18 protein-coding genes are annotated in these 23,576 nt (G+C 68.7%); 5 read left to right on the forward strand and 13 right to left on the reverse strand.

Annotated features, from left to right (window positions below; all coding sequences use genetic code 11):
* The first annotated feature begins 100 nt into the window (after positions 1–100).
* The 4 genes from V2S85_RS08480 (at position 101) to V2S85_RS08495 (ending at position 5,099) form a co-directional block, all read left to right on the forward strand.
* Positions 101–1,051 carry a sugar phosphate isomerase/epimerase gene (locus V2S85_RS08480; RefSeq protein WP_330702428.1) on the forward strand — a complete coding sequence of 317 codons (951 nt, stop codon included), beginning with the start codon at positions 101–103 and terminating at the stop codon, positions 1,049–1,051.
* Positions 1,048–2,349 (forward strand): glycoside-pentoside-hexuronide (GPH):cation symporter, encoded by a 1,302-nt coding sequence (locus V2S85_RS08485; RefSeq protein ID WP_330702429.1) that lies wholly within the window; start codon positions 1,048–1,050, stop codon positions 2,347–2,349. Before V2S85_RS08480 ends, V2S85_RS08485 begins: the two co-directional genes overlap by 4 nt.
* A gap of 9 nt (positions 2,350–2,358) precedes the next feature.
* Complete coding sequence (locus tag V2S85_RS08490) at positions 2,359–3,984, forward strand: GMC family oxidoreductase (protein ID WP_330702430.1); 1,626 nt, start codon at positions 2,359–2,361, stop codon at positions 3,982–3,984.
* An 89-nt stretch (positions 3,985–4,073) separates the two neighbouring features.
* Complete coding sequence (locus tag V2S85_RS08495) at positions 4,074–5,099, forward strand: LacI family DNA-binding transcriptional regulator (RefSeq protein WP_330702431.1); 1,026 nt, start codon at positions 4,074–4,076, stop codon at positions 5,097–5,099.
* Positions 5,100–5,137: 38 nt separating this feature from the next.
* On the opposite strand, the gene V2S85_RS08500 is transcribed toward V2S85_RS08495, so the two are convergent.
* The 13 genes from V2S85_RS08500 to V2S85_RS08560 form a co-directional block, all read right to left on the reverse strand.
* Complete coding sequence (locus V2S85_RS08500; RefSeq protein ID WP_330702432.1) at positions 5,138–6,400, reverse strand: amidase; 1,263 nt, start codon at positions 6,398–6,400, stop codon at positions 5,138–5,140.
* Entirely contained in the window at positions 6,393–7,160 is a 768-nt protein-coding gene (locus V2S85_RS08505; RefSeq protein ID WP_330702433.1) for an HpcH/HpaI aldolase family protein, read from the reverse strand. Before V2S85_RS08505 ends, V2S85_RS08500 begins: the two co-directional genes overlap by 8 nt.
* Positions 7,161–7,284: 124 nt before the next feature.
* A complete protein-coding gene (locus tag V2S85_RS08510; protein WP_330702434.1) occupies positions 7,285–9,123 on the reverse strand; it encodes a diguanylate cyclase in 1,839 nt (612 codons plus the stop codon).
* Between the two features lie 78 nt (positions 9,124–9,201).
* On the reverse strand, positions 9,202–9,474 hold the full coding sequence (locus V2S85_RS08515; RefSeq protein WP_330702435.1) for a DUF3325 domain-containing protein: 273 nt from the start codon (positions 9,472–9,474) through the stop codon (positions 9,202–9,204).
* Positions 9,471–11,030, reverse strand: a complete 1,560-nt coding sequence (locus V2S85_RS08520; protein ID WP_330702436.1) for a PepSY-associated TM helix domain-containing protein — start codon at positions 11,028–11,030, stop codon at positions 9,471–9,473. Before V2S85_RS08520 ends, V2S85_RS08515 begins: the two co-directional genes overlap by 4 nt.
* Positions 11,027–11,350, reverse strand: coding sequence for a hypothetical protein (locus tag V2S85_RS08525; protein WP_330702437.1), 324 nt, complete (start codon positions 11,348–11,350; stop codon positions 11,027–11,029). The genes V2S85_RS08520 and V2S85_RS08525 overlap by 4 nt, the downstream gene beginning before the upstream one ends.
* 84 nt (positions 11,351–11,434) lie before the next feature.
* A complete protein-coding gene (treY, locus tag V2S85_RS08530) occupies positions 11,435–13,720 on the reverse strand; it encodes a malto-oligosyltrehalose synthase (protein ID WP_330702438.1) in 2,286 nt (761 codons plus the stop codon).
* Between the two features lie 5 nt (positions 13,721–13,725).
* Entirely contained in the window at positions 13,726–15,450 is a 1,725-nt protein-coding gene (gene treZ, locus V2S85_RS08535; protein WP_330702439.1) for a malto-oligosyltrehalose trehalohydrolase, read from the reverse strand.
* On the reverse strand, positions 15,450–17,567 hold the full coding sequence (gene glgX, locus V2S85_RS08540) for a glycogen debranching protein GlgX (RefSeq protein WP_330702440.1): 2,118 nt from the start codon (positions 17,565–17,567) through the stop codon (positions 15,450–15,452). The genes treZ and glgX overlap by 1 nt, the downstream gene beginning before the upstream one ends.
* Before the next feature lie 446 nt (positions 17,568–18,013).
* A complete protein-coding gene (locus tag V2S85_RS08545; protein ID WP_330702441.1) occupies positions 18,014–18,880 on the reverse strand; it encodes a sigma-70 family RNA polymerase sigma factor in 867 nt (288 codons plus the stop codon).
* On the reverse strand, positions 18,877–19,332 hold the full coding sequence (locus tag V2S85_RS08550; RefSeq protein ID WP_330702442.1) for a carboxymuconolactone decarboxylase family protein: 456 nt from the start codon (positions 19,330–19,332) through the stop codon (positions 18,877–18,879). Before V2S85_RS08550 ends, V2S85_RS08545 begins: the two co-directional genes overlap by 4 nt.
* A gap of 283 nt (positions 19,333–19,615) precedes the next feature.
* On the reverse strand, positions 19,616–20,434 hold the full coding sequence (locus tag V2S85_RS08555) for a ferredoxin--NADP reductase (protein WP_330702443.1): 819 nt from the start codon (positions 20,432–20,434) through the stop codon (positions 19,616–19,618).
* A 29-nt stretch (positions 20,435–20,463) separates the two neighbouring features.
* Positions 20,464–20,898, reverse strand: coding sequence for a hypothetical protein (locus tag V2S85_RS08560; RefSeq protein WP_330702444.1), 435 nt, complete (start codon positions 20,896–20,898; stop codon positions 20,464–20,466).
* A 233-nt stretch (positions 20,899–21,131) separates the two neighbouring features.
* Here V2S85_RS08560 and V2S85_RS08565 point away from each other — a divergent pair, with 233 nt between their 5' ends.
* The gene (locus tag V2S85_RS08565) at positions 21,132–23,405 is read left to right on the forward strand and encodes a glycoside hydrolase family 3 N-terminal domain-containing protein (RefSeq protein WP_330702445.1); all 2,274 of its coding nucleotides are present in this window, start codon (positions 21,132–21,134) and stop codon (positions 23,403–23,405) included.
* Positions 23,406–23,576: the final 171 nt, after the last annotated feature.

The raw sequence follows: 23,576 nt of genomic DNA on the forward strand, positions 1-23,576 counted from the left end.
AAGGCATGATCCTTCAGGCTTTTTCAAAAAAGAAAAGGTTTACATTCGCGGTCCGCGCCTAGCGTCGCATGCACCGCAGCAGGTCAAGGTACGCATCAGAATGCTTTCGTTCGGGGTCGATCTCATTACATTCTTCCATTCCGGTTTCTGGGGGATGGCGGACGAGGCGGCGGTCGTCGCCCATGGGCGCGACAACCCGCGCGCGTTCTGGGACCGCATGCTCGACACCCTGCAGGAAAGCGGCGTCACCGGCATCGAACTGACCTTCGATCCGTTCGGCCCGGATAGCCTGGTCGCCGCCTACGGCTCACTGGAGGTCGCCAGGACGGAGCTGGACCGCAGGGGCCTGGCCATCGCCAGCGGGTTCTTCGCCGACGTCGCCATCGAAGGCGGGCTGGGCGATCCGCAGGTCGAGGCGCGCTGGCTGGAGCGCGGCGAGGTCTATGCCCGCGCGCTGGCGGCCTGGGGCTCGGACATCATGGTCATGGGCCTGCCGATGCGCACCAGCTGGGATGCCGAGCCGCCGGTCTTCGTCGATCTCGACATGGCGCGCCTCGCCGCCGACTTCTGCAACCGCCTGGGCGCGGTGACGCTGCGGCACGGCGTGCGTCTGGCGCTGCACACCGAGGCGCACTCGATGTTCTGCCAGCCGCGCGACATCGACCTGTTGCTGATGCTGACCGATCCGGTCTACGTCGGCTTCTGCCCCGACAGCGCGCATATCCTGCTGTCGGGCGGGGATCCGGCGGCGGTGGTCGCGCGTCATATCGAACGGGTGGTCACCGCCCACTGGAAGGATGCCACCGGCCCGATGCCGATCAACATCCCGATCGACGACGGCATCCATCACGCCCACCGCGCCTATTTCTGCGCGATCGGCGACGGCGTGGTCGATTTCGATGCCTGGGCCCGGCTCATGGTGACCGGAACCGACCAGCGCTGGGTCATACTGGAGATCGACGCCGTGCCCGATCCGCTTACCGAAACCCGCAAGTCAATCGCTTTCGCCGCCGGGGTCATCGACCGGCTGAAAATGGAAGCGGGGGCATGAGCGCCGCGCTGACCTGGCGCGAGAAGCTCAGCTACGCGCTGGGCAATTTCGGCATCAACCTGCCGTTCGGCATGACCAATGCCTACCTGCTCTATTTCTACACCGACATCTACGGCGTCAGCGCCGGCACCGTCGCCTCGCTGTTCCTGATCGCGCGCTGCGTCGATGCGGTGTTCGATCCGCTGATGGGCCTGCTGATCGACCGCACCGAGACCCGCTGGGGCAAGCACCGCCCGTTCCTGCTGTGGCTGGCGGTGCCTTTCGCGATCTGCGGCGCCATCGTGTTCTGGGCCCCGCCGCTGGAGGGCTGGCAGAAGATCGCGTTCATCTTCGCGACCTATACGCTGATGGGCATTCTCTATTCCGCCGTCAGCCTGCCGCTGAATTCCATGCTGCCGACGCTGACCCGCGATCCCAAGCAGCGCAACACCGTCAACGCGCTGCGCGAATTCATCGGGTCTTCCGCCACCGTCGGCATCGGCTATGCCGCGCTGCCGCTGGTGAAGGCCTTCAGCAACGGTGACGAGGCGCATGGCTTCCTCGTCCTTGCCGCGATCACCGGCGCGATCACGCTGGTCTGCATGCTCAATGCCTTTGCCAACACGCGCGAGCGGGTCGAGGTGGACCATTCGGTCGCTAGGCTCACCACCGCGCAATCGCTGCAGGCGACCAGGGGCAACTGGCCCTGGATCGCGACGATGCTGGTGAACTTCTTCTTCTGGATCGGCTTCACCGGCCACATCCAGTCCTTCGTCTACTTCGCGCAGAACGTGCTGGGCGAGGCGGAATTCACGTCCACCCTGATGCTGACGATGCTGGCGGTGCTGGTCGGCACCGGGTTCGCGGGCGTCTGCGCCAATGCCATCGGCAAGCGCATGACCGGCGCGATCGGCGCGACTATCGCCACCGTCTTCACCGCGATGATGCCGCTGTCCAACGATCATACCTGGCTCATCGCCACCAACTGCGTCGCCTATATCGGACAGGGCCTGATCGGCGGCCTGCTGTTCTCGCTGATGGCCGATGCGGTGGACTACGGCGCGTGGAAATCGGGCTACCGCGCACAGGGCTTCCTGTTCGCCGCCTCCAGCTTCGGCGTGAAGCTGGGCATGAGCGTGGGCGGAGCGGCGGGCGCGTGGTTCCTCAGCCTTGCCGCCTATGACGCCAAGGTCGCGGCGACACCGCAGGTCGTCACCGCCGTCATGGCCGGGCACGTCTGGCTGCCTGCCGCAAGCTATGTCGCGATGGGCCTCTCGCTCATCCTGTTCCGCTTCCTTCCCGCCTACAAGACCGCCTGAGGGCCGACCATGCGCACTGAGTTCGATTACATCATCGTCGGCGCCGGCAGCGCCGGCTGCGTCCTCGCCGAGCGCCTCAGCGCCGACGGTTCCAAGCAGGTGCTGCTCCTCGAAGCGGGCGGCCGGAACGAGGAGCTGATGGTCCGCATGCCGCGCGGCATGATAAAGATCTGGACCAGGCCCAAGTGGTACTGGCCCTTCCCCGCCGAACAGCAGGGCGAGCGGCCCGCCGGCGAGACCTGGTTCTACGGCAAGGGCCTGGGCGGCTCCAGCGCGGTCAACGGCACCTGGTACTTCCGCGGCCAGCCCCGTGACTACGACGCATGGGAAGCGCAGGGCAATCCCGGCTGGAACTGGGCCGAGATCGAGCGCTGCTACGAGGAACTGGAGGACTTCCACGGCGGAGCGCGCGGCAAGGGCTACGGCCGTCGCGGCAAGCGCGGCCCGCTCGAGGTCACCGAGGTGCCGAAGGGCGATCCCGTCATCACCGACGCGATCCTCGCCGCCGCGCGGCAGGCGGGCATTCCGGTGCTCGACGACGTCAACACGCCGGGTACCGAGGTCGCCGGACGCACCCAGCAGACCGTGGACCCGCGCGGCAACCGCGTCACCGCCTATACCGCCTTCCTCAAGACGGCGGCCAAACGCCCCAACCTCACGATCCTGACCGGCGCGCTGGTGCGCCGCGTCACGTTCGCGGGCAAGCAGGCCACCGGCGTGCTTGCCGCGGTTGGCGGCAAGGACGTTTCCTTCACCGCAGGCCGCACGATCCTGACCGCGGGCGTGCTGCAGAGCCCCAAGCTGCTCCAGCTTTCCGGCATCGGCCCGGTCGAGGTGCTCGCGCGTCACGGCATCGCGGTGGTGCACGAGAACCCGCACGTCGGCCGCAACATGAACGAGCACATGATGGTGGCGCTGTCGTGGCGGCTGAACAAGGCGCGCGGCCTCAACCACGAGTTCCGGGGCTGGCGCGCCTACTGGCATGGCCTGCGCTACCTGCTGACGGGGAAGGGGCTGATGGCCTCGCTGCTGCCGGAAGTCTCGATCATGGCCTCGCTCGAGGCCGATGCCGACTGGCCCGACCTGCAACTCGGCATCTCGCCTTATTCGATGGCGGCGTCCGAGGACGACAAGCCCGAGGCGGGTCGCGGCCAGACCGAGGCGGTGCCGGGCATCACCGCCACCGCCTTCTGCCTGCGGCCGGGCAGCCACGGCTACGTCGAGATCGCCGGCACCGATCCCGCCGCGCCGCCGCGCCTCGTGCCCGAGTGGTTCACCGCGCCCGAGGACCGCACCACGATCCTGCGCGCGATCCGCAAGGTGCGCGAGATCATGGCCCAGCCCGCGCTGGCGCCCTACGTCGGCGCGGAGACGGTGCCCGGCCCCTCGGTGCGGACCGACGAGGAGATCCAGCAGGCGGCGAACTGGATGGTCTCGACCGGTTTGCACGGCACCGGCACCTGCCGCATGGGCTCGGCCGAAGCAGGCGTGGTCGATGCCGGGCTCAGGGTGCACGGCGTCTCGGGGCTCTACGTGGCGGACTGCTCGGCGATGCCGACGGCGATCTCTGGCAATACCAATGGCCCGGCGATGGCGTTCGCCTGGCGCGCGGCGGAGGTGATCGCCGGGGCGTGAACCCCCATCGTCAAATCGCCGCCACCCCGTTTGCATCCCGTGCAACTTCGCTTGCCGCGCAGCCTGCCGATATGTAACGTTTACATACAATGGCGAACATCAAGGACATCGCCCGCGTCGCGGGTGTATCGGTAGCGACGGTATCGCGCGCGCTCAGCACCCCCTCGCTGGTGCGCCCGGCGACGATCGAGCGGATCGAGGCGGCGATCGCGGACCTCAACTACGAGCCCAACCACCTTGCGGCGGGCCTGCGCCGCCAGCGCAGCGACAACGTGATCGTTGCGGTCCCCAGCATCTACAATCCGTTCACGTCCGCCTTCGTCGAGGGGATCGAGAACGTCGCGCGCGCCAACAAGATGCGCGTGCTGCTGGGCATCACCGAGGGCGACGTCGATGCGCTCAACAAGTTCACCTCGATGATCGCGGGCAAGCAGGCCGACGGGCTCATCCTGCTGGAAAAGAATCTTCCCGACATCGTCCTCAATCCCCCGGCCAAGAGCAAGCTGCCGCCGATGGTCGCGGCCTGCGAGTATCCGCCGGACCTGAACCTGCCGCGCGTGCGTACCGATAATCACGAGGCCAGCGCGCTCGTCGTGGGACACCTTGCGGAACTGGGCCACCAGCGGATCGCCGCGATCGCCGGGCCGCTCGACCAGTTCATGTCGAAAGACCGCCTGTCCGGCTACAAGCTGGGCCTGCTGCGCGCGCGCATCGAGTTCGACGAGGCGCTGGTGGCGCAGGGCGATTTCTCGCTGCAGTCCGGCTATGACGCGATGGTGCGCCTGCTCGACGGCGGGGCCGATTTCACGGCCGTCGCCTGTGCCAACGACGAGATGGCGCTCGGCGCGTTGAGCGCGCTGCAGCAGCGTGGGATCAGCGTGCCGGACGAGATGTCCGTCGCCGGCTTCGACGACTTGCGCTTCGGTGCCTTCGCGATCCCGCCGCTGACCACGGTGCATATCCCCACCGTCGAGATCGGCGAGGCGGCGATGCGCCTGATGCTCGATTCGCTGCTTCAGCAGGACCGCGAGGGCCCTGCGCGCGAAGTGGTGCTGCCGCATCGCCTGATCGTGCGCCAGTCCACCGCCGCGCCGAGGAAGCGCCGCAGGAAGTAAGCCGTCGTTCCGGACTTCCTGCGGGCCGTGCGTGGTCTTCAGGTGCCCGCGCCGCCTTCCATCGTCCGGGCGAGATCGAACAGCAGCCCTTCGCGCCCTGCCGGCACGAGCAGTTCGACGCCGACTGGCCGCTCGTCCGGTGCCGTCGGAGCGGGCACGCTGATCGCGGGCCAGCCGGTGCGGGCCGCCAGTTCCGGGGCCCAGCCGCCGCTGGGGTTGCCAAGGCCCTCCGGGATCACGCGCATGGTCGGATGCACCAGTCCGTCGAGGCGATGTGCGGCCATCGCCTGCACGAGCGTCGCGGTCAGTTCCCCGTGGCGCTCCAGGATGGCGGCGGCTTCGCCGGGTTTTCGGACGAGCCGCTCGGTGATCGCCTTGCGGTGATCGGGCAGGAAATCGCCGCCGGCCAGGATCGCTGCCAGGTTCGCGGGGGCGGTGCCGGGCAGGAAGTTGCGCGCAAGGTAGTCGTCGAACGCCGCCGCGAACTCGGCATCGACGATATGTGGCCCGGCCAGCAGCGCCTCGATGTCCGGGATCGTAAAGGGATCGACCAGTTCCATGCCTGCCTGCGCGAGGCGATGGAGGGTTCGCTCGCAGGCGGCGACGATACGGGGATCGTCGCCGAACGCCTGCCGCAGCACCCCGAGGCGCGGGGGTGCGGCCGGGATGGCGGTGGCCGCGATGGTGCCGCCCATGGCGCGATAGAGTCGTTCGGCATCGGCCACGGTCCGCGCGATCGGGCCGATCGTGTCGGTCGAGGGCGCGAGTGGGGCGACGCCGCCGAGCGGCAGCATGCCGTGGGCGGGCCGCAGTCCGACGAGGCCGTTGCAGGCGGCGGGGATGCGGATCGAGCCGCCGGTGTCGGTGCCGATCGCCGCCCAGGCGAAGCCGCGCGCGACCGCCACCGCACTGCCGCCGCTGGAGCCCCCGGCACTGGCATCGGGCGCGAAGGGACAGCGCACGTCGCCGCCCAGCGAACTGCGCGATCGCACTTCGAAGGAGAACTCGGACAAGTTGGTCTTGCCGATCACCACGGCCCCGGCGGCAAGGAGGCGGTCCATCACCGCCGCGTTCGCGCGCGGCATCGCCCCGGCCATGGCCCGGCACCCCGACGTGGTCGCCATCCCGGCGACGTCGATGTTGTCCTTCACCGCCAGGGTCAGGCCATGGAGCGGACCGGCTGCCGGTCGCCTGTCGCCGTCATCGGGTGCGAGCACCAGCATCGCGTTCCAGCGATGGTCCTCGGCGGCGATCCGCGCGCGGCAGGTGGCGGGATCGAGACGGGACGCCGGGTCAGGCATTCCCGCCATGCACCCTGGCAAGCAACTGTGCCGCGCCCTGCAGCAGGAAGCCGTGGTCGGACCCCAGCAGGAACAGGCTGGCGCCGCGTTCGCGCCAGTACGGCACATCCTCGATACGGTTGAGGAACATGCCGACCGGGCGGCCTTGTGCCCGGCCTGCGGCGCAGACGCGCTCGACCGCCGTTACGACCCGGGCATCGTCCTGGTCGCGCACGCCGTAGCCCACCGTCAGGTCGACGCGGCCGACGAAGAGGCAATCGATACCTTCGACCGCAGCGATCGCCTCGATGTCCTCGATCGCCTCGGGATCCTCGATCTGCGCGATGGCAACGGTTTCGCGCGTGCTGGCGTCGAGGTGCTCGGCCATCGGGCGGGTCGTGTAGCGGGCGGCACGCGTCGAGCCGGCATAGCCGCGCCCCCCCGCCCCGAAGCGGCAGGCGCGGGCGAACAGCATGGCGTCGGCGGCGCTGCGCACATGCGGCGCGACCACGCCAGTGGCGCCGCAATCGAGCGCGTTCAACACCTGCTCGGGACTGGCGACCGGCAGGCGCACCAGCGTCGGCATGGCCAGGCCCCGTGCCATCGCCACGCAGCCGTCGATGGCGATGCGGTCGAACGGCGCGTGCTCGGCGTCCAGGCACAGGCAGTTGAACCCGGTCAGCGAGAGCACTTCGGCCACGATCGGCGACGGTGTCTTGACGAAAGTACCGACCAGCAGTTCACGCGCCAGCAGGCGTTCGCGAAAAGGCACGGGGCTCACCAGGCGGCGCCTTTGCCGATGCTGCCGATGTTCAAGGGCCTCTCCTCCGTTGCGATTTGAATTCGAATGCAACGATAAGCCGGGCCGAGCGGGCGGTCAATGCCTGCGGTGTGTCAGGACGAGGTCAGGCGGCGAGGGACTCGGAGCGCGCGTCCACCAGCACCCGGTTGCGGCCTTCGCGCTTGGCGCGGTAGAGCGCGGCGTCTGCGGCCTTGATAAGGGTCGAGCCGTCGCGCTCCATGTTCTCTTCCCAGGTGGCGATGCCGAAGGACATCGTCATCGATCCCAGCGCGCGGCCGCCCTGGTGGACGATCAGTTCGCTGATCGACTGGCGCACCGCGTCCACCCGCGCTGCCAGCGTGACCGCCGAGGTGCCGGGTGCGATGATCGTGAACTCCTCGCCCCCGAAGCGGCAGACGACGTCGCCGTCGCGGAACCGGCTGCGCATCTCGGCCGCGACCGCTTGCAGCACCGCGTCGCCGGCATCGTGGCCGAATTCGTCGTTGAAGCGCTTGAAGTGATCGACGTCGCACATGACGAGGCTGAGCGGGCTGCCCGAGCGCGAGGTGCGGGCGATCTCCAGCGCCAGCGTCTCTTCCATGTAGCGACGGTTGAACAGGCCGGTCAGCGGATCGCGGATGGTCTGTTCGCGCAGGCCGCGCTGGAGGCGGTGGTTCACGAGGGCCGAGGCGATGTTCTCGGTCAGCACCGTCAGGCGGAAGCGGTTCTCGGTGCCGACCACGCCCTTGAGATAGAGCACGCCGATCACCTCGCCGCCGGCCAGCAGCGGTTCGCAGTGGTAGTGATCGGCCTCGTCGCCGACATGAGCGCAGACGATGTCGGAATCGGGCTCGATCACGAAATGACTCTGGCCCCGGCGTAGCGCCCAGCACTGGTCGGGCGCGAAGCCGGCGGAGGAAACCTCCAGCCCGCCCCAGGCCGCGATCGGCACCAACAGGTTGCGCGAGTTGTTGTGCGCGTAGAGCGCGCCGGGGATCTCGGGCAGCACCCGCGGCACGAAGACGCGGATGATCGAGGCCAGTTCCTCGTCGGTGCGCGCGGCCTGCATGCGGTGCGCCATGCCGCCGAGAAGCTCGATCACTTCGCCGCGTTCGCGCAGGACTTCGGTGTTGCGGCTGAGTTCGGCATTGGCGAGGTGGAGGCGGTCCTGGCTCTCGTGCTGGTCGGCAACGGCGGCCTGCAACTCGCTGGCCATCACGTTGTAGCCACTGGCGAGGCGCTCGAACTCGCTCGATTCCATGTACGTGTCGATGCGGGCGCTGCGATCTCCGGAGCCGAGCTGGCCCATCACCGTCATCATCGCGTCGACCGGCCGGCGGATGCGGCGGATCAGCGAGGCGGCGGTATAGGCGATCACCACCATGGTCAGCGGCACGCCGCCCAGGACCAGCCAGGTGATATAGTTCAGCCGCGTATCGACCGCCTCGGTGCGGGTGGTGGAAAGCGCGCGCTCCTCGTTGAGCAGGTCGCCGACGCGGGCCTCGACCAGCAGCATGAGATTGCGGCCGCGTCCCGATGCCACCGCCGCCTGCGCGCCGGAGAAGTCGCCCGCGCGGGTCTGGCGGGCGATGCTTTCGAGCAGGTCGGCGCGCTGCCCGATCAGGGTGCGGATCTGCACTGCGCGTTCGTTCTGGACCGGGTTGTCCTTGGTCAGCACCACCAGTTCGGCGGCTGCGGCGCGGGCGCCGCCGACTTCGCTCTCGACCGTCTCGCCGAATTCGGCCTGGTGGGTGAGGGCGAAGCCGCGTTCGCCGGATTCCGCCTGCTGCAGGTGGCTCATCGCGCGGTTGGCGGTCTTGAGCACTTGCGAGGAGTGCGTTACCCAGGCGAGGCTGCTGCGCGTCTGCGCCGAGCCTTCGAGCAGCAGGCCCGCCAGCAGCGCCAGCAGAAGGCACAGCACGCTGCACAGGATGACGATACGACGTGACAGCGACCCGACCAAGGGAATCTCCGTAATTCGGGAGCTTCAGCCCTCGGTCAAATGCCGCCGCGTTGCAACTGAAATTACAAACCTGAAATCCTAGCGCGCGGCTTTCCAGGTGATCGCGGCGACGGTCAGCCAGGCGCCCATGCTGGCCTCGCCGATCCAGACCAGCGTGCCCATGGCCGGACCCAGCAGCGCCGCGTCGATGGCCCAGACGACGCCGAGCAGCAGCCAGCCGGTCACGCGCGCCAGCCGGGCCTGCGGCTCCGGCAGGAGGCGCCCGACGAAATCGCGCTGGTGGCGCTTCATCGAGACGGCGAGCGCGACGAACGCGGCGATCGCGATGGCGAGCGGGAGCAGATGGATCATGAGCTTGCCGCCCGGCGCGCGGATGGGGCGCGGCGGTTGCCGACCCTGGCGCGCGCCTTCGCGGCCTTCGCCGATGCGAGCACAAAGCCGGCGGCCAGTGCCAGCATGACGAGGTCGAACCCGGCGAAGGTCCAGTCACCCGCCAGGAGGCTCGGCACCAGGCCGCGACCGGTGGTCAGGGCGTTGACCACCGGGATGGCGGCGAAGCAGGCGCCGGCCAGCGCGAGCGTCTCGGCCCAGGCGCGCGCGGCCGGGCGGACCATGCCCCACAGGCCGACGGCCAGCCAGGCCAGGAACATGCAGTCGATCTCGCGCTCGGCCCGGTCCGCCATCTCCAGCGGGAGCAGGCGGTTGGCGAGAAAGTAAGCGGCGATGCCGGTGGCCAGCCCGGCGATGGCGGCGATGTTGAGTCGCTCGACTAGGAGGAAGCCGAAATGCGGGCGGGCCGGGTCTGGCAGGCGGGCGCGGCGCTTGACGGTCCACAGTACCAGCCCGCTGCCGACCATGATGGTGCCGCCGATCCCGCTCAGGAAATAGAGCCAGCGCAGGCCCCACCGGGCGAAGCGGCCGGTGTGCAGGCCGATCATCACGCTCTCGGTCGCGAGCGCCGCTCCGGTGGCGTCATGCGCGCCGGTCATGCGGCCGGTGGCGCCGGCGAAGGTCACGCTCTCACCGCGTGCGCCGAACGCGGCCTCGGGCGCGCGGGACATGTCGACCTGCGCGGCGGCGTCGTTGGGGTTGGAGATGCTGATGTAGCCGACCCGGCGTCCCTGCCACTGCGCCGAGGCGGTGCGCACCATCGTGCCCAGGTCGGCGAGCGGCACGGTCTTGCCGCTGGCCTCGGCCGTTTCGCTGCGACCGAGGAACGTCTCGTAGAAGGTGTCCTGGGAGGCATAGTTGGCGGCGATGCCCCAAGGCATATACATAACCGCCAGCGTCACCAGGCCGGTGAAGGTAATCATCAGGTGGAACGGCAGCGCCAGCACGGCAGTGACGTTGTGCGCGTCGAGCCAGCTGCGCTGCCCCTTGCCGAAGCGCAGCATGAAGAAGTCGGCGAAGATCTTCTTGTGCGTGATGACGCCCGAAAGGATCGCCACCAGCATGAACATCGCCGCGATCCCGACCAGATAGCGGGCCCACAGCACCGGCATGTAGTGCAGGTCGAAGTGGAAGCGGTAGAGGAAGAAGCCGCCGCGTGTCTCGCGCGTGGTGATCTCGTGGCCGCTCTGGTCGAGCAGGGCGCTGGTCTCTCCACGTTTCGCGGGGCGCTCGCCGCCCGGCTGCCAGTAGACCTGGGTGGTCGCCGCCCGGCTGTTGGGCAGCGAGATGTACCAGCTCTTGGCATCGGGCGCGACGGTATTCAGGAAACGCACCGCGCCTTGCGCGGAGGCCGCCGGATCGGCCGGGCCGGTAACCTCGGGCTGCATCCAGCGAGTGATCTCGTCCTGGAAATAGGCGGCGGTGCCGGTCGCGAACATCGCGAAGAGCAGCCAGCCGATGAGCAGTCCGCTCCAGGTGTGGAGCAGGGCCATGGACTGGCGCAGGCCGTCCTTCACAGCCGCCCTCCCGATGCCAGCGACAGCCACAGCGCGCCGCCGAGCACCGCGCCTGACGCCACCATCCACAGCCATAGCCGGGCCGCCGATCGCATCGCGAAGGCGACCAGCGCGAGCACCGCGAAAAGCGCGAAGGAGGTCAGCGTCGCAGCGGTGCTGGCATTGGCGGGATCGACCCCGAAGCCGCGCCACAGCAGCCGGGCGAGGCAGGCCGTGGCGAGCGAGGTCAGCAGGTAGTTCGCCGGGATGGCCGCGACGATTCGCGCTGCGACCTCACCGCGTCCGATGCCTTGCCTGTTGCCGGTAGTCCGTCCTGCCATGGCCCTTGCTCAATCGATCCGCGAATGCGTGCCGCGCGGGATCGGCAGGGCGTCGGCACTATTGCGACGCACTCGCAGGTTTCGCTAGGCGGCGGGCCGGGCAATGTCAACGCCGGGGGCGGGCCATGCGGGCGCCGGATCGGGTAACCGCGCCGTCCTCTCCTGGCCGGAGAGCCGCGGCGCGAGGATCGAGAGGCTGAACGTCTGGCCCTGCCATTCGCGGGTGACGAGCCAGTGGCCGCCCGCCTCCTCCAGCCGATAGCTGCCGAAAGCGAACAGTTCCGGCATGGCGCGGCGCCGGGCGAGCAGTGCGCGGGTAAGCGCCAGCTTGCGGGCCGCCAGCGATTCGGCAGGCTGCACCCGCAGCCTGTCCCAATCGACGGGGCGGCGGTTGTCGGGGTCGGTCAGGCCGACCAGCAGCGCCTCGCTGCCGCGATAGATGTCCGGGATGCCGGGCGCGGTGAGCTGGAGGGCGACTTGCGCGAGCGTCACCGTCTCCACCATGGCAGCGAAGCCGTCGGGCAGCAGACCGGGGCCGGCGAGATCGCGATGCCAGTCGCGGCACAGGCCGGTGACGGTGGCTTCGGCCTCGGTATCCGGCGTTTCGTGGCGGGAGGCGTCCTTGCCTTCGCGCATGGCCTTGGCGATGTGGTCGGCGATGCGGGTCTCGGCGTCCTGCTCCGCGCGCAGGACCAGCGCGGTCTGCAGGGCGTAGAGGCCCCAATGCTCGGCGATCCCCGAATCGCCCGCCCGGCCGCGGGCCTCGGCGTAGAGGGCGCGAGCGGTCTCCGGGAAGTGCGCCAGTGCGATCAGCACTGCCCGCGCATCGGCGGTGCGCTTGGTGTCGTGCGTGGACAGCGTGCTCAGGGCCAGCGGGGCATGTGCGGTCCTTGCCGACATGGCGGCGGCGAAGCCCTCGGCTGGAAGCGCGCCGAGATCGGGCTGGGCGCCGACTTCGCACAGCGGCAGGAAGGCGACGCTGCGGAAGAACACGGTGTCTTCCTCGGACTTGGCGGTCAGCGCGCCGGTGAGCTGTTCGAAGCGCGCCGCGAAGCTGCGTGCGAGCGAGTCGTCGGGCGCGCGCAGGAGGTCGAGCAAGGCCGCCACGAACGGCTCGCCGGTGTGCTCGACCACCGGGCCGGGCGGGCACAAGTCGGCCGCGTAGGAGCGATAGACCGGCCAGGCGGCGGCGAGCGTGCAGACCGCCTCGGTGATGGCGGGCCGCTCCGCCGTCTCGGTCGCCAACGCTGCCATCGCCGCTCCGACGACGCGCTCGCGCTCGGGCACGAAGACCTCGACGAGCAGTTCCCGGCGCACCTTGCGCACTTCCTGCGCGGTGGTTGCGGGCACGGCGCCTGCGGCTGCCTCGCGCATGGCCGCCAGGCCCTGGGCGGGGGTGAGCAGGCGGGTCACCGGGGTCATGAACTCATAGCCGCTCATTCCTTCCACCGGCCAGGCGGGGGGGAGGGTCTCGTCGATGTCGGGCTTGACGATCTTCTCGACCCAGACCGGAATCGCCCCCACCGCCTCGCGCAAGTGGTGCAGGTAGCCGCCGGGGCGGGCGAGGCCGTCGACGTGATCGACGCGCAGGCCCTGCACGTGCCCGGCCCGGACCTGCTCCACGATCCAGCGATGAGTCAGCGCGAAGACCTCCGGGTCTTCCTGCCTCACGCCGATGAGGTCGGTGATGTTGAAGAAGCGCCGGTGCGCGATCCGCTCCGCATCGCCGCGCCAGTGGCCGAGCGACCAGTGCTGCTGCGCGAGCAGGGCGTTCAGGGTGGCGAGGTCCAGCGTGCGCGAGGTGCCGGCGAGATAGGCGGACAGGTCGGTCAGCCGCAGCGGGTAGGCGCGGTCGTAGACGGTGAGCCGCGGGTCTTCAGGCGGGCCGGAAAGGCTGATCCGGCCCTCCGCCAGCAGGTCTTCGATATTGCCGTCGAGAACCGGGAAATGGATGCGCTTGTTCCCCCGCGCCACTGCGTCCCAGTCGATATCGAAGACCGGGGCGAAGCGGCCGTCCGCACCATGGCGCAGCACTTCCGCCAGCCAGGGGTTCTCGGGCGTGAAGGCCATGTGGTTGGGCACGATGTCGAGAACGATGCCAATCCCGGCGAGCCGGGCCGCTTCGGCCAGCCGGACGAAGGCTTCGTCCCCGCCCAGTGCCGGGTCGATCCGGGTGGGGTCGATCACGTCGTAGCCGTGAGTCGAACCGGACGCGGCGTGGAACGGCGGCGAGAGGTAGAGGTGGCTTGCGCCCAGCTCTCCCAGCCAGGGCAGCAGCGCCCGTGCGGCGTCGAGGTCGATCCCGTCACGAAGTTGCAACCGGTAGGTCGCGACGAGCGGGAGGGGTCCGGGAAACAGGCCTTCGGTCATCGCGCTCACTCCGGTGTCGTGGCCACCGAGAGCGCGAAGGGACCGGGCGCGTCGGCAAGCTGAAGGATGGGGCGGGGGAGGGGGGCGAAATCCGCCGTGCCCGCACCCAGCCGGATACGCATGTGCAGCGTGCCGGGGGCGAAGGACCAACTGGCCTCGATCTCCTCTCCTTCACGCCGAACGATGCAGGCAGGCTGCCGGTTCCACGCCAGCAGCGGCGTGACGTGTTCGCGGCGCAGGGCCAGCAGGTGGCGCACGAAGGCGGCATGCTCGCGCTGCGCGTCGTGCTGCGGGCGGCCGATCCGCGAGGCGAGGAAGGTCTCGCGTGCGACCGGGTCGGGCACCTCGCCGGCGAAGCTGCTGAAGCGGGCGAACTCCTGCGCGCGGCCCTTGCGGACCGCCTCGGCGAGTTCGCCTTCGAAATCGACGAAGAACTGGAACGGCGCCTCGGTCAGGAACTCGTCGCCCATGAACAGCATCGGCGTGAACGGCGCCAGCAGGGTGAGCGCGGTCATCACCCGGTAGGCGTGGGGATCGGTGGCGATCTGGTGCAGCCGTTCCCCGCGCGCCCGGTTGCCCACCTGGTCGTGGTTGCCGAGGAAGTTGACGAAGGCGGTGCGCGGCAGGTGGCCAGAGCGCTCGCCGCGCGGCCGTTCGTCGCCGTCCGGCCGGGGCTGGCCCTGCTCGACGTAGCCATCGGCAAGGGCGGTGGCGATGTCGCCCACCGGGTCCACCGCGAAGGGGGCGTAGTAGCTTTCGGCCTCGCCGGTCAGCAGGCAGTGGACGGCGTGGTGCCAGTCGTCGTTCCAGGTGCTGTCGTAGGGCGCATCGGCGGTGAAATAGCGGGCGAGGTTGCGCTCGTCCTCGGTGACGAGATGGATCGGGCGGCCATGCTCCCGCGCCCGGATGCGGTGTCCCAGTTCGTCGAGGAAATGCACCGGCGAATGGTCCTCGATGGCGTGGACGGCGTCGAGGCGCAGGCCGTCGAGGCGGTATTCCCCGATCCAGTGGAGCGCGTTGGCGATGAAGTATTCGCGCACCGCCGGAATCTCGAAGGCGATGCCCGCGCCCCAGGGTGAGGCGTGCTCAGGGTGGAAGAACGAGGGGCACCAGGCGCCGAGGTAGTTCCCCGAAGGGCCGAAGTGGTTGTAGACCACGTCCAGCAGCACCCCGATGCCCAGGCCGTGCGCGGCATCCACCAGCGCCCGCAGATCGTCCGGCGTGCCGTAGGCCGGATGCGGCGCGTAAGGCAGCACCCCGTCGTAGCCCCAGCCGCGCGATCCTTCGAACTGCGCGAGGGGCATCAGCTCGATCATGGTGATCCCCAGCGCGGCTAGGCGCGGCAGTTCGGCGCTGGCGGCGGCGAACGTGCCTTCCGGCGTGAACGTGCCGAGGTGCAGTTCGTAGACCACCGCTTCGTGCCACGGCCGGCTGGGCCAGTCGTTCCGCCAACGATAGGCGGCCGGATCGACGAGCACCGACGGGCCATGGACGTCGGCGGCCTGCGCGCGCGCCGCCGGGTCGGGATAGGGGGTACCGTCGATCACCCAGCGATAGGCGTCGCCGGCCTGCGCCTCGGTCTCGAAGGACCACCAGCCGTCGCCGGACGGCCGGGCGGGCAGGGCGATGCCGCCGATCTCTAGCCGGGCCTCGCCGATATCCGGCGCCCACAGGCCGAAGCGCCAGCGGCCGTCGCCGACCGGCTGCGCGCCCCAGGATGCAGCGCCCATCAGGCGGGGCGGAACAGGCAGAGGCTGGCGGGCGAGATCGCCGCACCCTCGCGGTCCACCGGCTCCTCGGTGAAGGGATCGTCGCGCGCGGTGTCGAGCACGCGGACCCATTCGCCTTCGGGCAAGGTGAAGTCGAGGCCGTCACCGGCGTTGACGACGGTGAACAGCGGCCGTCCGCCGTCGAGGAACACCTCGCGCGTCGAGTAGTCGAGCAGCATCCCCAGCACCCGCAGGCCCGACTGGCTCCACAGTTCCTGGTCCATGGCGCGGCCGTCCGGCTGGAACCAGCCGATCTCGACGCGCTCGTTGTCGCCGGTCTCGCCCATCAGGAAGTTCTCCTGGGCCAGCACCGGATACTGGCGGCGCAGCGCGATCATCTTCGCGCAGAAGTCGAGGAACTGGTCGTCCTTCGCCTGCCAGTCGAGCCAGCCCAGTTCGTTGTCCTGGCAGTAGACGTTGTTGTTGCCCTGCTGGCTGTTGCCGATCTCGTCGCCCGAAAGCAGCATCGGCACGCCCTGGCTGACCATCAGCGTCGCCACCATGGCGCGTCGGCGGCGGGCGCGGGCGGCGGTGATGCCCTCGTCGTCGGTAGCCCCTTCGGCGCCCATGTTGTCGGACAGGTTGTTGTCGTGCCCGTCGGCGCCGCCTTCGCCGTTCGCCTCGTTGTGGCGGTCGTTGAACGAGACGGTGTCCATCAGCGTGAAGCCGTCATGCGCGGCGAGGAAGTTGATCGAGGCGGTGGCGCCGCGATCCGAATGGTTGAACTGGACCGGAGAGCCGATCAGGCGCTGGGCGATGTCGCCCACCAGCCCCTCGTCGCCGCGCCAGAAGGCGCGCACGTCATCGCGGAACTTGTCGTTCCATTCGCGGAAGGGGTGGGGGAAGCCGCCGACCTGATAGCCGCCCATGCCGATGTCCCAGGGCTCGGCGATCAGCTTGACGCCCGCCAGGATCGGATCCTGCCGGATCGCGTCGAAGAAGCCGCCCTCGCGGTCGAACCCGGTCACCTCGCGGCCCAGCGTGGAGGCGAGGTCGAAGCGGAAGCCGTCGACGTGCATCACCTGCACCCAGTAGCGCAGCGAATCGAGCACCATGCGCATGACCATCGGATGCGCTACCGCCAAGGTGTTGCCGGTGCCGGTGTTGTCGAAGCTGAAGCGCGGGTTCTCGGGGCTCAGCATGTAGTAGGCGGCGTTGTCGAGACCGCGGAAGCTGAGCGTCGGACCCTTCTCCGAGCCTTCGGCGGTGTGGTTGTAGACCACGTCCATGATGACTTCGATCCCGGCCTTGTGGAACCGCTTCACCATGTCCTTGAACTGGCGGATGGCGCGCGGGGCGACGTCGCCGCCGCGCAGGAAGCGCGGCTCCGGCGCGAAGAAGCCGAGCGTCTGGTAGCCCCAGTAGTTCGACAGGCCCTTGTCCAGCAGCATGCGGTCGTCGAGGAAGAACTGGCTGGGCAGCAGTTCGATGGCGCTGACGCCCAGCTTGCGGAGGTGGTCGAGGATCGGCTCGCTGGCCATGCCCTCGTACGTGCCGCGTAAGGCTTCGGGGACGTCGGGGTGGGTCATCGTCAGGCCGCGTACGTGGGCCTCGTAGATCACCGTCTCGGTCCAGGGGCGGGAGAGGGACTTGTCGCCCTCCCAGTCGAAATCGGGATCCTGCACCACGCTCTTGACCATGAAGGGGGCGGAATCGCGGGCATCGAAGGTGGTGTCGTCGCCGGTGGTCAGGTCATAGCCCCACAGCGCGTCGTCCCACTTCACGCTGCCCGAAACCTCGCGGGCATAAGGATCGAGCAGCAGCTTGTTGGGGTTGAAGCGGTGGCCGCTCGCCGGATCGTAGGGTCCATGGGCGCGCAGCCCGTAGAGCTGGCCGGGCTTCACGCCGGGCAGGTAGCCCGAGAACACCGAGCCTTCGCGGGAAGGCAGTTCGAGGCGGGCGGTCTCCTCGGCGCCGTCCTCGGAGAACAGGCATAGCTCGATGGCTTCGGCGTTCTCGGAGAATACCCCGAAATGCGTGCCTTCGCCGGTGAATTCCGCGCCGAGTTCATGGATCATCCGCTCGGGGCGGGAGAAGGATATGTCGGCCGACTGGTCGGATGCGGTGCCCTGCGTCACGTACTGCCTCCTGCATGATGCTGCATCCGCTAACACGCATCGGGGCAGGGCGTTCCCGGCGAGGTTTACACGGTTTACACGGTCCAGGGGGAAAAGGTGTCACCTTGCGGCCGGATATGCCGGAAATGGCGGATTTGCGTGTCACCTTGCGAACGCGATGTGTCACCTTGTGCGTGAAAGGTGTCACCTTGAAGGTTACAGGTGTCACCTTGCGAGCCCGACGCCGGATGCGGCTGGTGACAGGGTGGAGGCGGCGGCGGACCATGCGCCGACGATACTGCGCGGGCAGGCTTGTAGGAAAGCGCTGCGGCAAGCGTCAGATCACGATGAACGCGCCTCGTCCGTCATTGCGAGCGAAGCGAAGCAACCCAGGGCGGTGTAATGCTGCCGTGGGTTGCTTCGCTGCGCTCGCAATGACGAAGGGTTCGGTCCACCCAGAGCGGTACTCAATGGACCGCGCCGGCCACCTGCCGCAGCTTGTCGGGATTGCGCATGACGTAGATCGCCCTGATGCGCCCGTCCTCGATCAGCAGCGCGGTCGTCTGCACCATGCCGTCGGCCTCCCGCGTCACGAAGCCGGGCAGGCCGTTCACGAAAGCGTGCCGCACCAGTTCGGGATCGCCGCGCCGCAGGCGGAAGATCGCCGCGAGCCCGCGTAGCACTTCGGTCGCACCGTCGAGGATGCGGCCCGCGGCAGGGCGCTTGCCGCCACCGTCGGAATGGAAGCGGACGTCCTGCGCCAGCAGTGCGCCCAGCCTGGCGGCGTCGCCATCGCGCGATGCCTCGAAGAAGGCTGCCGCGATCGCCAGCCCGTGATCGCGGTCGACCGGGAAACGTGTCCGCTCGCCGCGCACATGCTCGCGCGCCCGCGCGGCAAGCTGGCGGCAGGCGGCGGCATCGCGGCCGATCGCGCGAGCGACCTCTTCGAAGCTCTCGCCGAACACGTCATGGAGCAGGAAGGCGGCCCGCTCCAGCGGCGACAGCCGTTCGAGCGCCAGCATCAGCGGCAGGGTGACGTCCTCCACCGGTTCGGCCTCGACGATCGGTTCGGGCAGCCATGGACCGACGTACTCCTCGCGCCGGACCCGGGCGGACTTGACGTGATCCAGGCACAGGCGCGTCACCATGCGGCGCAGGAAAGCGGCGGGCACGCGGACCGCATCGCGGTCCGCCCCGGCCCAGCGGATGAAGGCTTCCTGCACCACGTCCTCGGCATCGGCCATCGAACCGAGCATGCGATAGGCGACGCGCAGCAGGCTGGCCCGCTGCGCGTCGAACACGATGGCGCCGGAATCGTCCGTGCCTTCGGTCATGCCGGCCAGCCGAGCGACGGATCATAGAGATGGAAGCCGACCGCCAGCCGGTTCCAGCCGTTGATGATGTTGATCGCCAGCGTCAGCTGCACTTGCTCCTCCGCGCTGAACTGCGCTGCCAAGGCGGCATATACGTGCTCCGGTGCCCGCTTGCTGGCGACTTGCGTAAGATGATCGGTCCAGTCGAGCGCGGCGCGTTCGCGCGGAGTATAGCACGGCGCTTCTTCCCACGCAGCCAGCAAGTGAATGCGCTGCTCGGTCTCGCCGGCCTTGCGGGCATCGGCGGTGTGCATGTTGAGGCAGTTGGCGCAGCCGTTGATCTGCGATGCGCGGATCTTGACCAGTTCCAGCAGGTTCTTTTCCAGCCCGGACTTCTCGACCTGCAGCGACAGGTCGTACCACGCCTTGAACAGCGGGCCGCCGGCGGTGTAGATATTGGTGCGATCGTTCATGTGTCGGTTCCTTTTCGTGGGAGGATACCGACTTGACGAGACAGCGACCGGCCATGTGACATCGTGCGTCATGCGGGCCGCATTTTTTTTCGAAGCCCTTGCGAAAAGGCCGCTCCCGCATGGGGATGGTCGGGGCTTGCCAGCTTCAATCCGTCATTGCGAGCGAAGCGAAGCAACCCAGGGCGGCGTAGTGCTGCCATGGGTTGCTTCGCTTCGCTCGCAATGACGGAGGAATGGTGTGATCCAACGCTGAATTACCCGACGCTGAATTACCCGACGCCAATTACCCCACGAACGCGCGCTCGATCACGAAGTCGGCGGGCTTGTTGTTCGAACCTTCCTCGAAGCCCAGGCCTTCGAGCTTGGCGGCGATGTCCTTGTTCATCGCCATCGAACCGCACAGCATCACGCGGTCGGTCGCCGGGTCCATGCGGGCTTCGCCCTTCAGGCCCTCGAACAGGCGGCCGGTGTCCATCAGTACGTTGATGCGGCCGGTGGTGTGGAAGTCCTCACGCGTGACGGTCGGCACATACGTCAGCTGCAGCAGGGCCTGGTCCTCGACCAGCGGATCGCCGGCCAACTGGCTCTCCAGCTCCTGGCGGAAGGCGAGGTCGGCGACGGTGCGGACCGAGTGGACGACGATCACCTGCTCGTACATCTCGTAGACGTCCGGGTCGCGGATCAGCGACAGGAACGGCGCCAGGCCGGTGCCCGAACCGAACAGGAACAGGCGCTTGCCCGGCGTCAGCGCGTCGGTGACGAGCGTGCCGGTGGGCTTGCGGCCAAGGTAGATCTGGTCGCCGGGCTGGATCAGCTGCAGCTTGGAGGTCAGCGGGCCGTCCTCGACCTTGATCGAGAGGAACTCGATTTCCTCGGCCCACGAGGGGCTGGCGATCGAGTAGGCGCGCAGCAGCGGCTTGCCGTTGTCGCCGCGCAGGCCGATCATGATGAACTCGCCCGAGCGGAAGCGGAACGAAGCCGGGCGCGTGATCTTGAAGCTGAAGAGGTGCTCGTTCCAGTGGTGGACCGACAGCACGGTCTCCACGCTCAGCGCGCCGGTCGGTTCCAGCGGGGTGGGTTCCAGAACGGTGCTCTCGCTCATCAACGTCAGTCCTTGATTCATCTGTATGGTCACGCAGGCGGGTTTATCAGTGCAATGCCGAAGCCGGCGATGGTCATTGCGGCGCTGGCGCGGCTCATGGCCTGTGCGACCGCGGCGACCGTGTCGCATGGCACGACATGCGCCAGAGTCGCGCGCACGTTTTCGCGGCGGCCTATACCGACATCGCGCCAAAGTGCAAGGAGCAAGGCCTCGTGCTCGCTGATCCGGTGGCAGCCCATCGGCGCCACGGCGAGCCGCTCGTTCGCGCGGCGCGAGAGCAGCGCCATGGCCATGTGGAAGTCGGGCAGCACGGCGGCGGCGTTATGCCCGGCGAAGGCGCGTCCCAGCGACTGCGCGGGACAATTGCCCTTCGAAGCCGAATGCGCCCATCCCCGCATCGCCCAGAGCAGGAAGCGACCGTCGTTGTCGAGTTCGGTGACGGGACGGTCGAGGAAGTCGTACATCGCGCCTTGCTCCTGAAGCTTGCGGGTGTCGTCGGCGATCAGCCGGCGGCCTCGCTCATCCGCTATTGCGAATTATTCTCATAAATATTTATGACCATCGGTCAACCCTCCGATTGTCCCGACGGCCCGTCCCTCGGGTGCGCCGGACCGAGCCGTCGGTTCTTGTCGCAATGCAACAAAATGGCCTAGTGCGGGTTCTCGGGACAAGTCGACGCACCAGCCACATCGAGTTCATGAACCCAGACCGCCGCACCGTTCTCTCCGGCATCCTTGCCAGCGCCATCGCATCCGGACTGCCCCTCAGGGCACTCGCCGCCGACGAGGTGGCGCGGGTGGACGACCTCATCAAGCGCATGACGGTCGAGGAGAAGGCCGGGCAGATGACTTGCCTTGCCGATGCCTTCCGCCCCTTCAACCCGCCCAACCCGGCGGCCGGCATCCAGGACGTGAAGCGGCTGTCCGAGGAGATCCGCAAGGGCCGCGTCGGCTGCCTGTTCAACGGCATCGGCGTGGCCGGTGGTCGCAAGGCGCAGGAGATCGCGGTCAACGAGAGCCGGCTGGGCATCCCGCTGCTGCTGGCCGGCGACGTGATCCATGGCCTCAAGACCATCTTCCCGGTGCCGCTGGGCGAGGCTGCCGCCTTCGATCCCGGCCTGTCGCAGCGCACCGCACGCGCCATGGCGATCGAGGCGACGGCGGCGGGGCTCCACCTCACGTTCGCGCCGATGGCCGACGTCGCGCGCGACCAGCGCTGGGGCCGCGTGGTCGAGGGCGCGGGCGAGGACGTGACGCTGACGGCACTGCTGACCGCGGCGCGCGTGCGCGGCTTCCAGGGCCGCGACTTGCGGCGCGACGACTCGCTGCTCGCCTGCCCCAAGCACTTCGCGGCCTACGGCGCGGTCGCGGGCGGGCTCGAATACGGCAGCGTCGATATCAGCGACGAGACCCTGCGCGAGACGCACCTGCCGCCGTTCGCCTCCGCCTTCGCGGCGGGCGCGCTGACGACGATGGCCGCCTTCAGCGAGATCAACGGGGTGCCCGCCACCGCCGACCGTTCGCTGTTGACCGATACCCTGCGCGGCGAGATGGGCTTTCGCGGCTTCGTCTTCTCCGACTACACCGCCGACGAGGAACTGGTCGCGCACGGCTATGCCGAGGATGACCGCGACGCCGCGCGTCTCGCGGTGCTGGCCGGGGTCGACATGTCGATGCAGAGCGGCCTCTACATTCGCTATCTCCCCGAACTGGTGAAGAGCGGCGCGGTGCCGATGGGGACGATCGATGTCGCGGTGCGGCGCATCCTGTACGTCAAGATGGCGATGGGGCTGTTCGAGAATCCCTGGCGCTCGCTCGATCCCGCCGCCGAAAGGAGCCGCATCGCCACGCCCGGCCACCGCGAACTGGCGCGCGAGGCGGGCGCTCGCTCGGTAGTGCTGTTGCAGAACGACGGCGTGCTCCCGCTCGATCCGGCCAGGAAGCGCAGGATCGCGCTGATCGGACCTTTCGCGGAGGACAAGGCGAACCTCTACGGACCCTGGGCGTTCTACGGCGACCCGGACAAGGGCATCGACATCGCCACCGGCCTGCGCGCGGCGATGCCGGACCCGGAGGGCCTGGAGGTGGTTGCCGGCTCCGGCATCCGTGCCCCGATCGACGGCGGCATCGAGGCGGCGGTGAAGGCGGCGCGCGCGGCGGACGTCGTCGTGCTGGCGCTGGGCGAATCGCAGGACATGTCGGGCGAGGCGCAATCGCGCACCACGATCGAGATCCCGCCCGTGCAGCAGGCCTTGGCCGATGCGGTGGCGGCGGTGAAGAAGCCGACCGTCGTGCTCCTGCGCCACGGCCGCGCACTGGCGCTTCACGATGGCGTCGCCAATGCCAATGCGGTGCTCGCGACGTGGTTCCTCGGCTCCGAGACGGGCAATGCGATCGCCGATATCGTGTTCGGCAAAGTCGATCCCTCTGGCAAGCTGCCGGTCAGCTTCCCCTGGGAGTCCGGGCAGGAGCCGTTCTTCTACGATCGCAAGTCCACCGGCCGTCCGACCGTTCCCAACGGCAGCACCGAATACAAGGCGCGCTATGCCACAACCGACAACAGCGCGCGCTACCCGTTCGGGCACGGACTGAGCTATACCGACTTCGTGCTCGACCGGCTGGCCCTGTCCGACCCGGCCCTGCGCTGGGACGGCTCGGTCACGGTGTCGGCGCGGCTGACCAACAAGGGCAGGCGGCGCGGCAGCGAGACGGTCCAGCTCTATACCCGCGACCGTGTCGCCAGCCGGACCCGTCCGATCCGCGAATTCAAGAAGATGGAGCGCGTGACGCTGGAGCCGGGCGAAAGCCGCACCGTGCGCTTCACGCTGGTGCGCGCGGACCTGCAGTTCGTCGGCGACGGCAATCGCTGGCTGGCGGAGCCCGGTGTGTTCGACGTCTGGGTGGGGCAATCCTCGGAAGACGGGCTGCATACGCAGATCACCTTGTACGCCGCACCGCCGCCGGGGCCTTGAGCGCCTGGTTTCCGGCGCCACCCGTTGAAAATGAACTTTTTTTGAAAACGGTGTTGACCGAATCAGAAGCCCCCCTTAGAGGCCGCTTCACCGCAGCGGAGCACGCTTCTGCTACGGTCGCCAACACAGACGGACAGCTAGTTCCCCCGGTCGCAAGAGCGAGGGACGCTT

Source organism: Novosphingobium resinovorum, from assembly GCF_036352595.1.
Lineage (GTDB): Bacteria > Pseudomonadota > Alphaproteobacteria > Sphingomonadales > Sphingomonadaceae > Novosphingobium > Novosphingobium resinovorum_B.

What these genes read in the sequence shown, in the direction of transcription:
- V2S85_RS08480 (WP_330702428.1), top strand. Translation starts at nt 101, where the DNA reads ATGCTTTCGTTCGGGGTCGATCTCATTACATTCTTCCATTCCGGTTTC.
- V2S85_RS08485 (WP_330702429.1), top strand. Translation starts at nt 1,048, where the DNA reads ATGAGCGCCGCGCTGACCTGGCGCGAGAAGCTCAGCTACGCGCTGGGC.
- V2S85_RS08490 (WP_330702430.1), top strand. Translation starts at nt 2,359, where the DNA reads ATGCGCACTGAGTTCGATTACATCATCGTCGGCGCCGGCAGCGCCGGC.
- V2S85_RS08495 (WP_330702431.1), top strand. Translation starts at nt 4,074, where the DNA reads ATGGCGAACATCAAGGACATCGCCCGCGTCGCGGGTGTATCGGTAGCG.
- V2S85_RS08500 (WP_330702432.1), bottom strand. Translation starts at nt 6,400, where the DNA reads ATGCCTGACCCGGCGTCCCGTCTCGATCCCGCCACCTGCCGCGCGCGG.
- V2S85_RS08515 (WP_330702435.1), bottom strand. Translation starts at nt 9,474, where the DNA reads ATGATCCATCTGCTCCCGCTCGCCATCGCGATCGCCGCGTTCGTCGCG.
- V2S85_RS08525 (WP_330702437.1), bottom strand. Translation starts at nt 11,350, where the DNA reads ATGGCAGGACGGACTACCGGCAACAGGCAAGGCATCGGACGCGGTGAG.
- treY (WP_330702438.1), bottom strand. Translation starts at nt 13,720, where the DNA reads ATGACCGAAGGCCTGTTTCCCGGACCCCTCCCGCTCGTCGCGACCTAC.
- treZ (WP_330702439.1), bottom strand. Translation starts at nt 15,450, where the DNA reads ATGGGCGCTGCATCCTGGGGCGCGCAGCCGGTCGGCGACGGCCGCTGG.
- V2S85_RS08545 (WP_330702441.1), bottom strand. Translation starts at nt 18,880, where the DNA reads ATGACCGAAGGCACGGACGATTCCGGCGCCATCGTGTTCGACGCGCAG.
- V2S85_RS08550 (WP_330702442.1), bottom strand. Translation starts at nt 19,332, where the DNA reads ATGAACGATCGCACCAATATCTACACCGCCGGCGGCCCGCTGTTCAAG.
- V2S85_RS08555 (WP_330702443.1), bottom strand. Translation starts at nt 20,434, where the DNA reads ATGAGCGAGAGCACCGTTCTGGAACCCACCCCGCTGGAACCGACCGGC.
- V2S85_RS08560 (WP_330702444.1), bottom strand. Translation starts at nt 20,898, where the DNA reads ATGTACGACTTCCTCGACCGTCCCGTCACCGAACTCGACAACGACGGT.
- V2S85_RS08565 (WP_330702445.1), top strand. Translation starts at nt 21,132, where the DNA reads ATGAACCCAGACCGCCGCACCGTTCTCTCCGGCATCCTTGCCAGCGCC.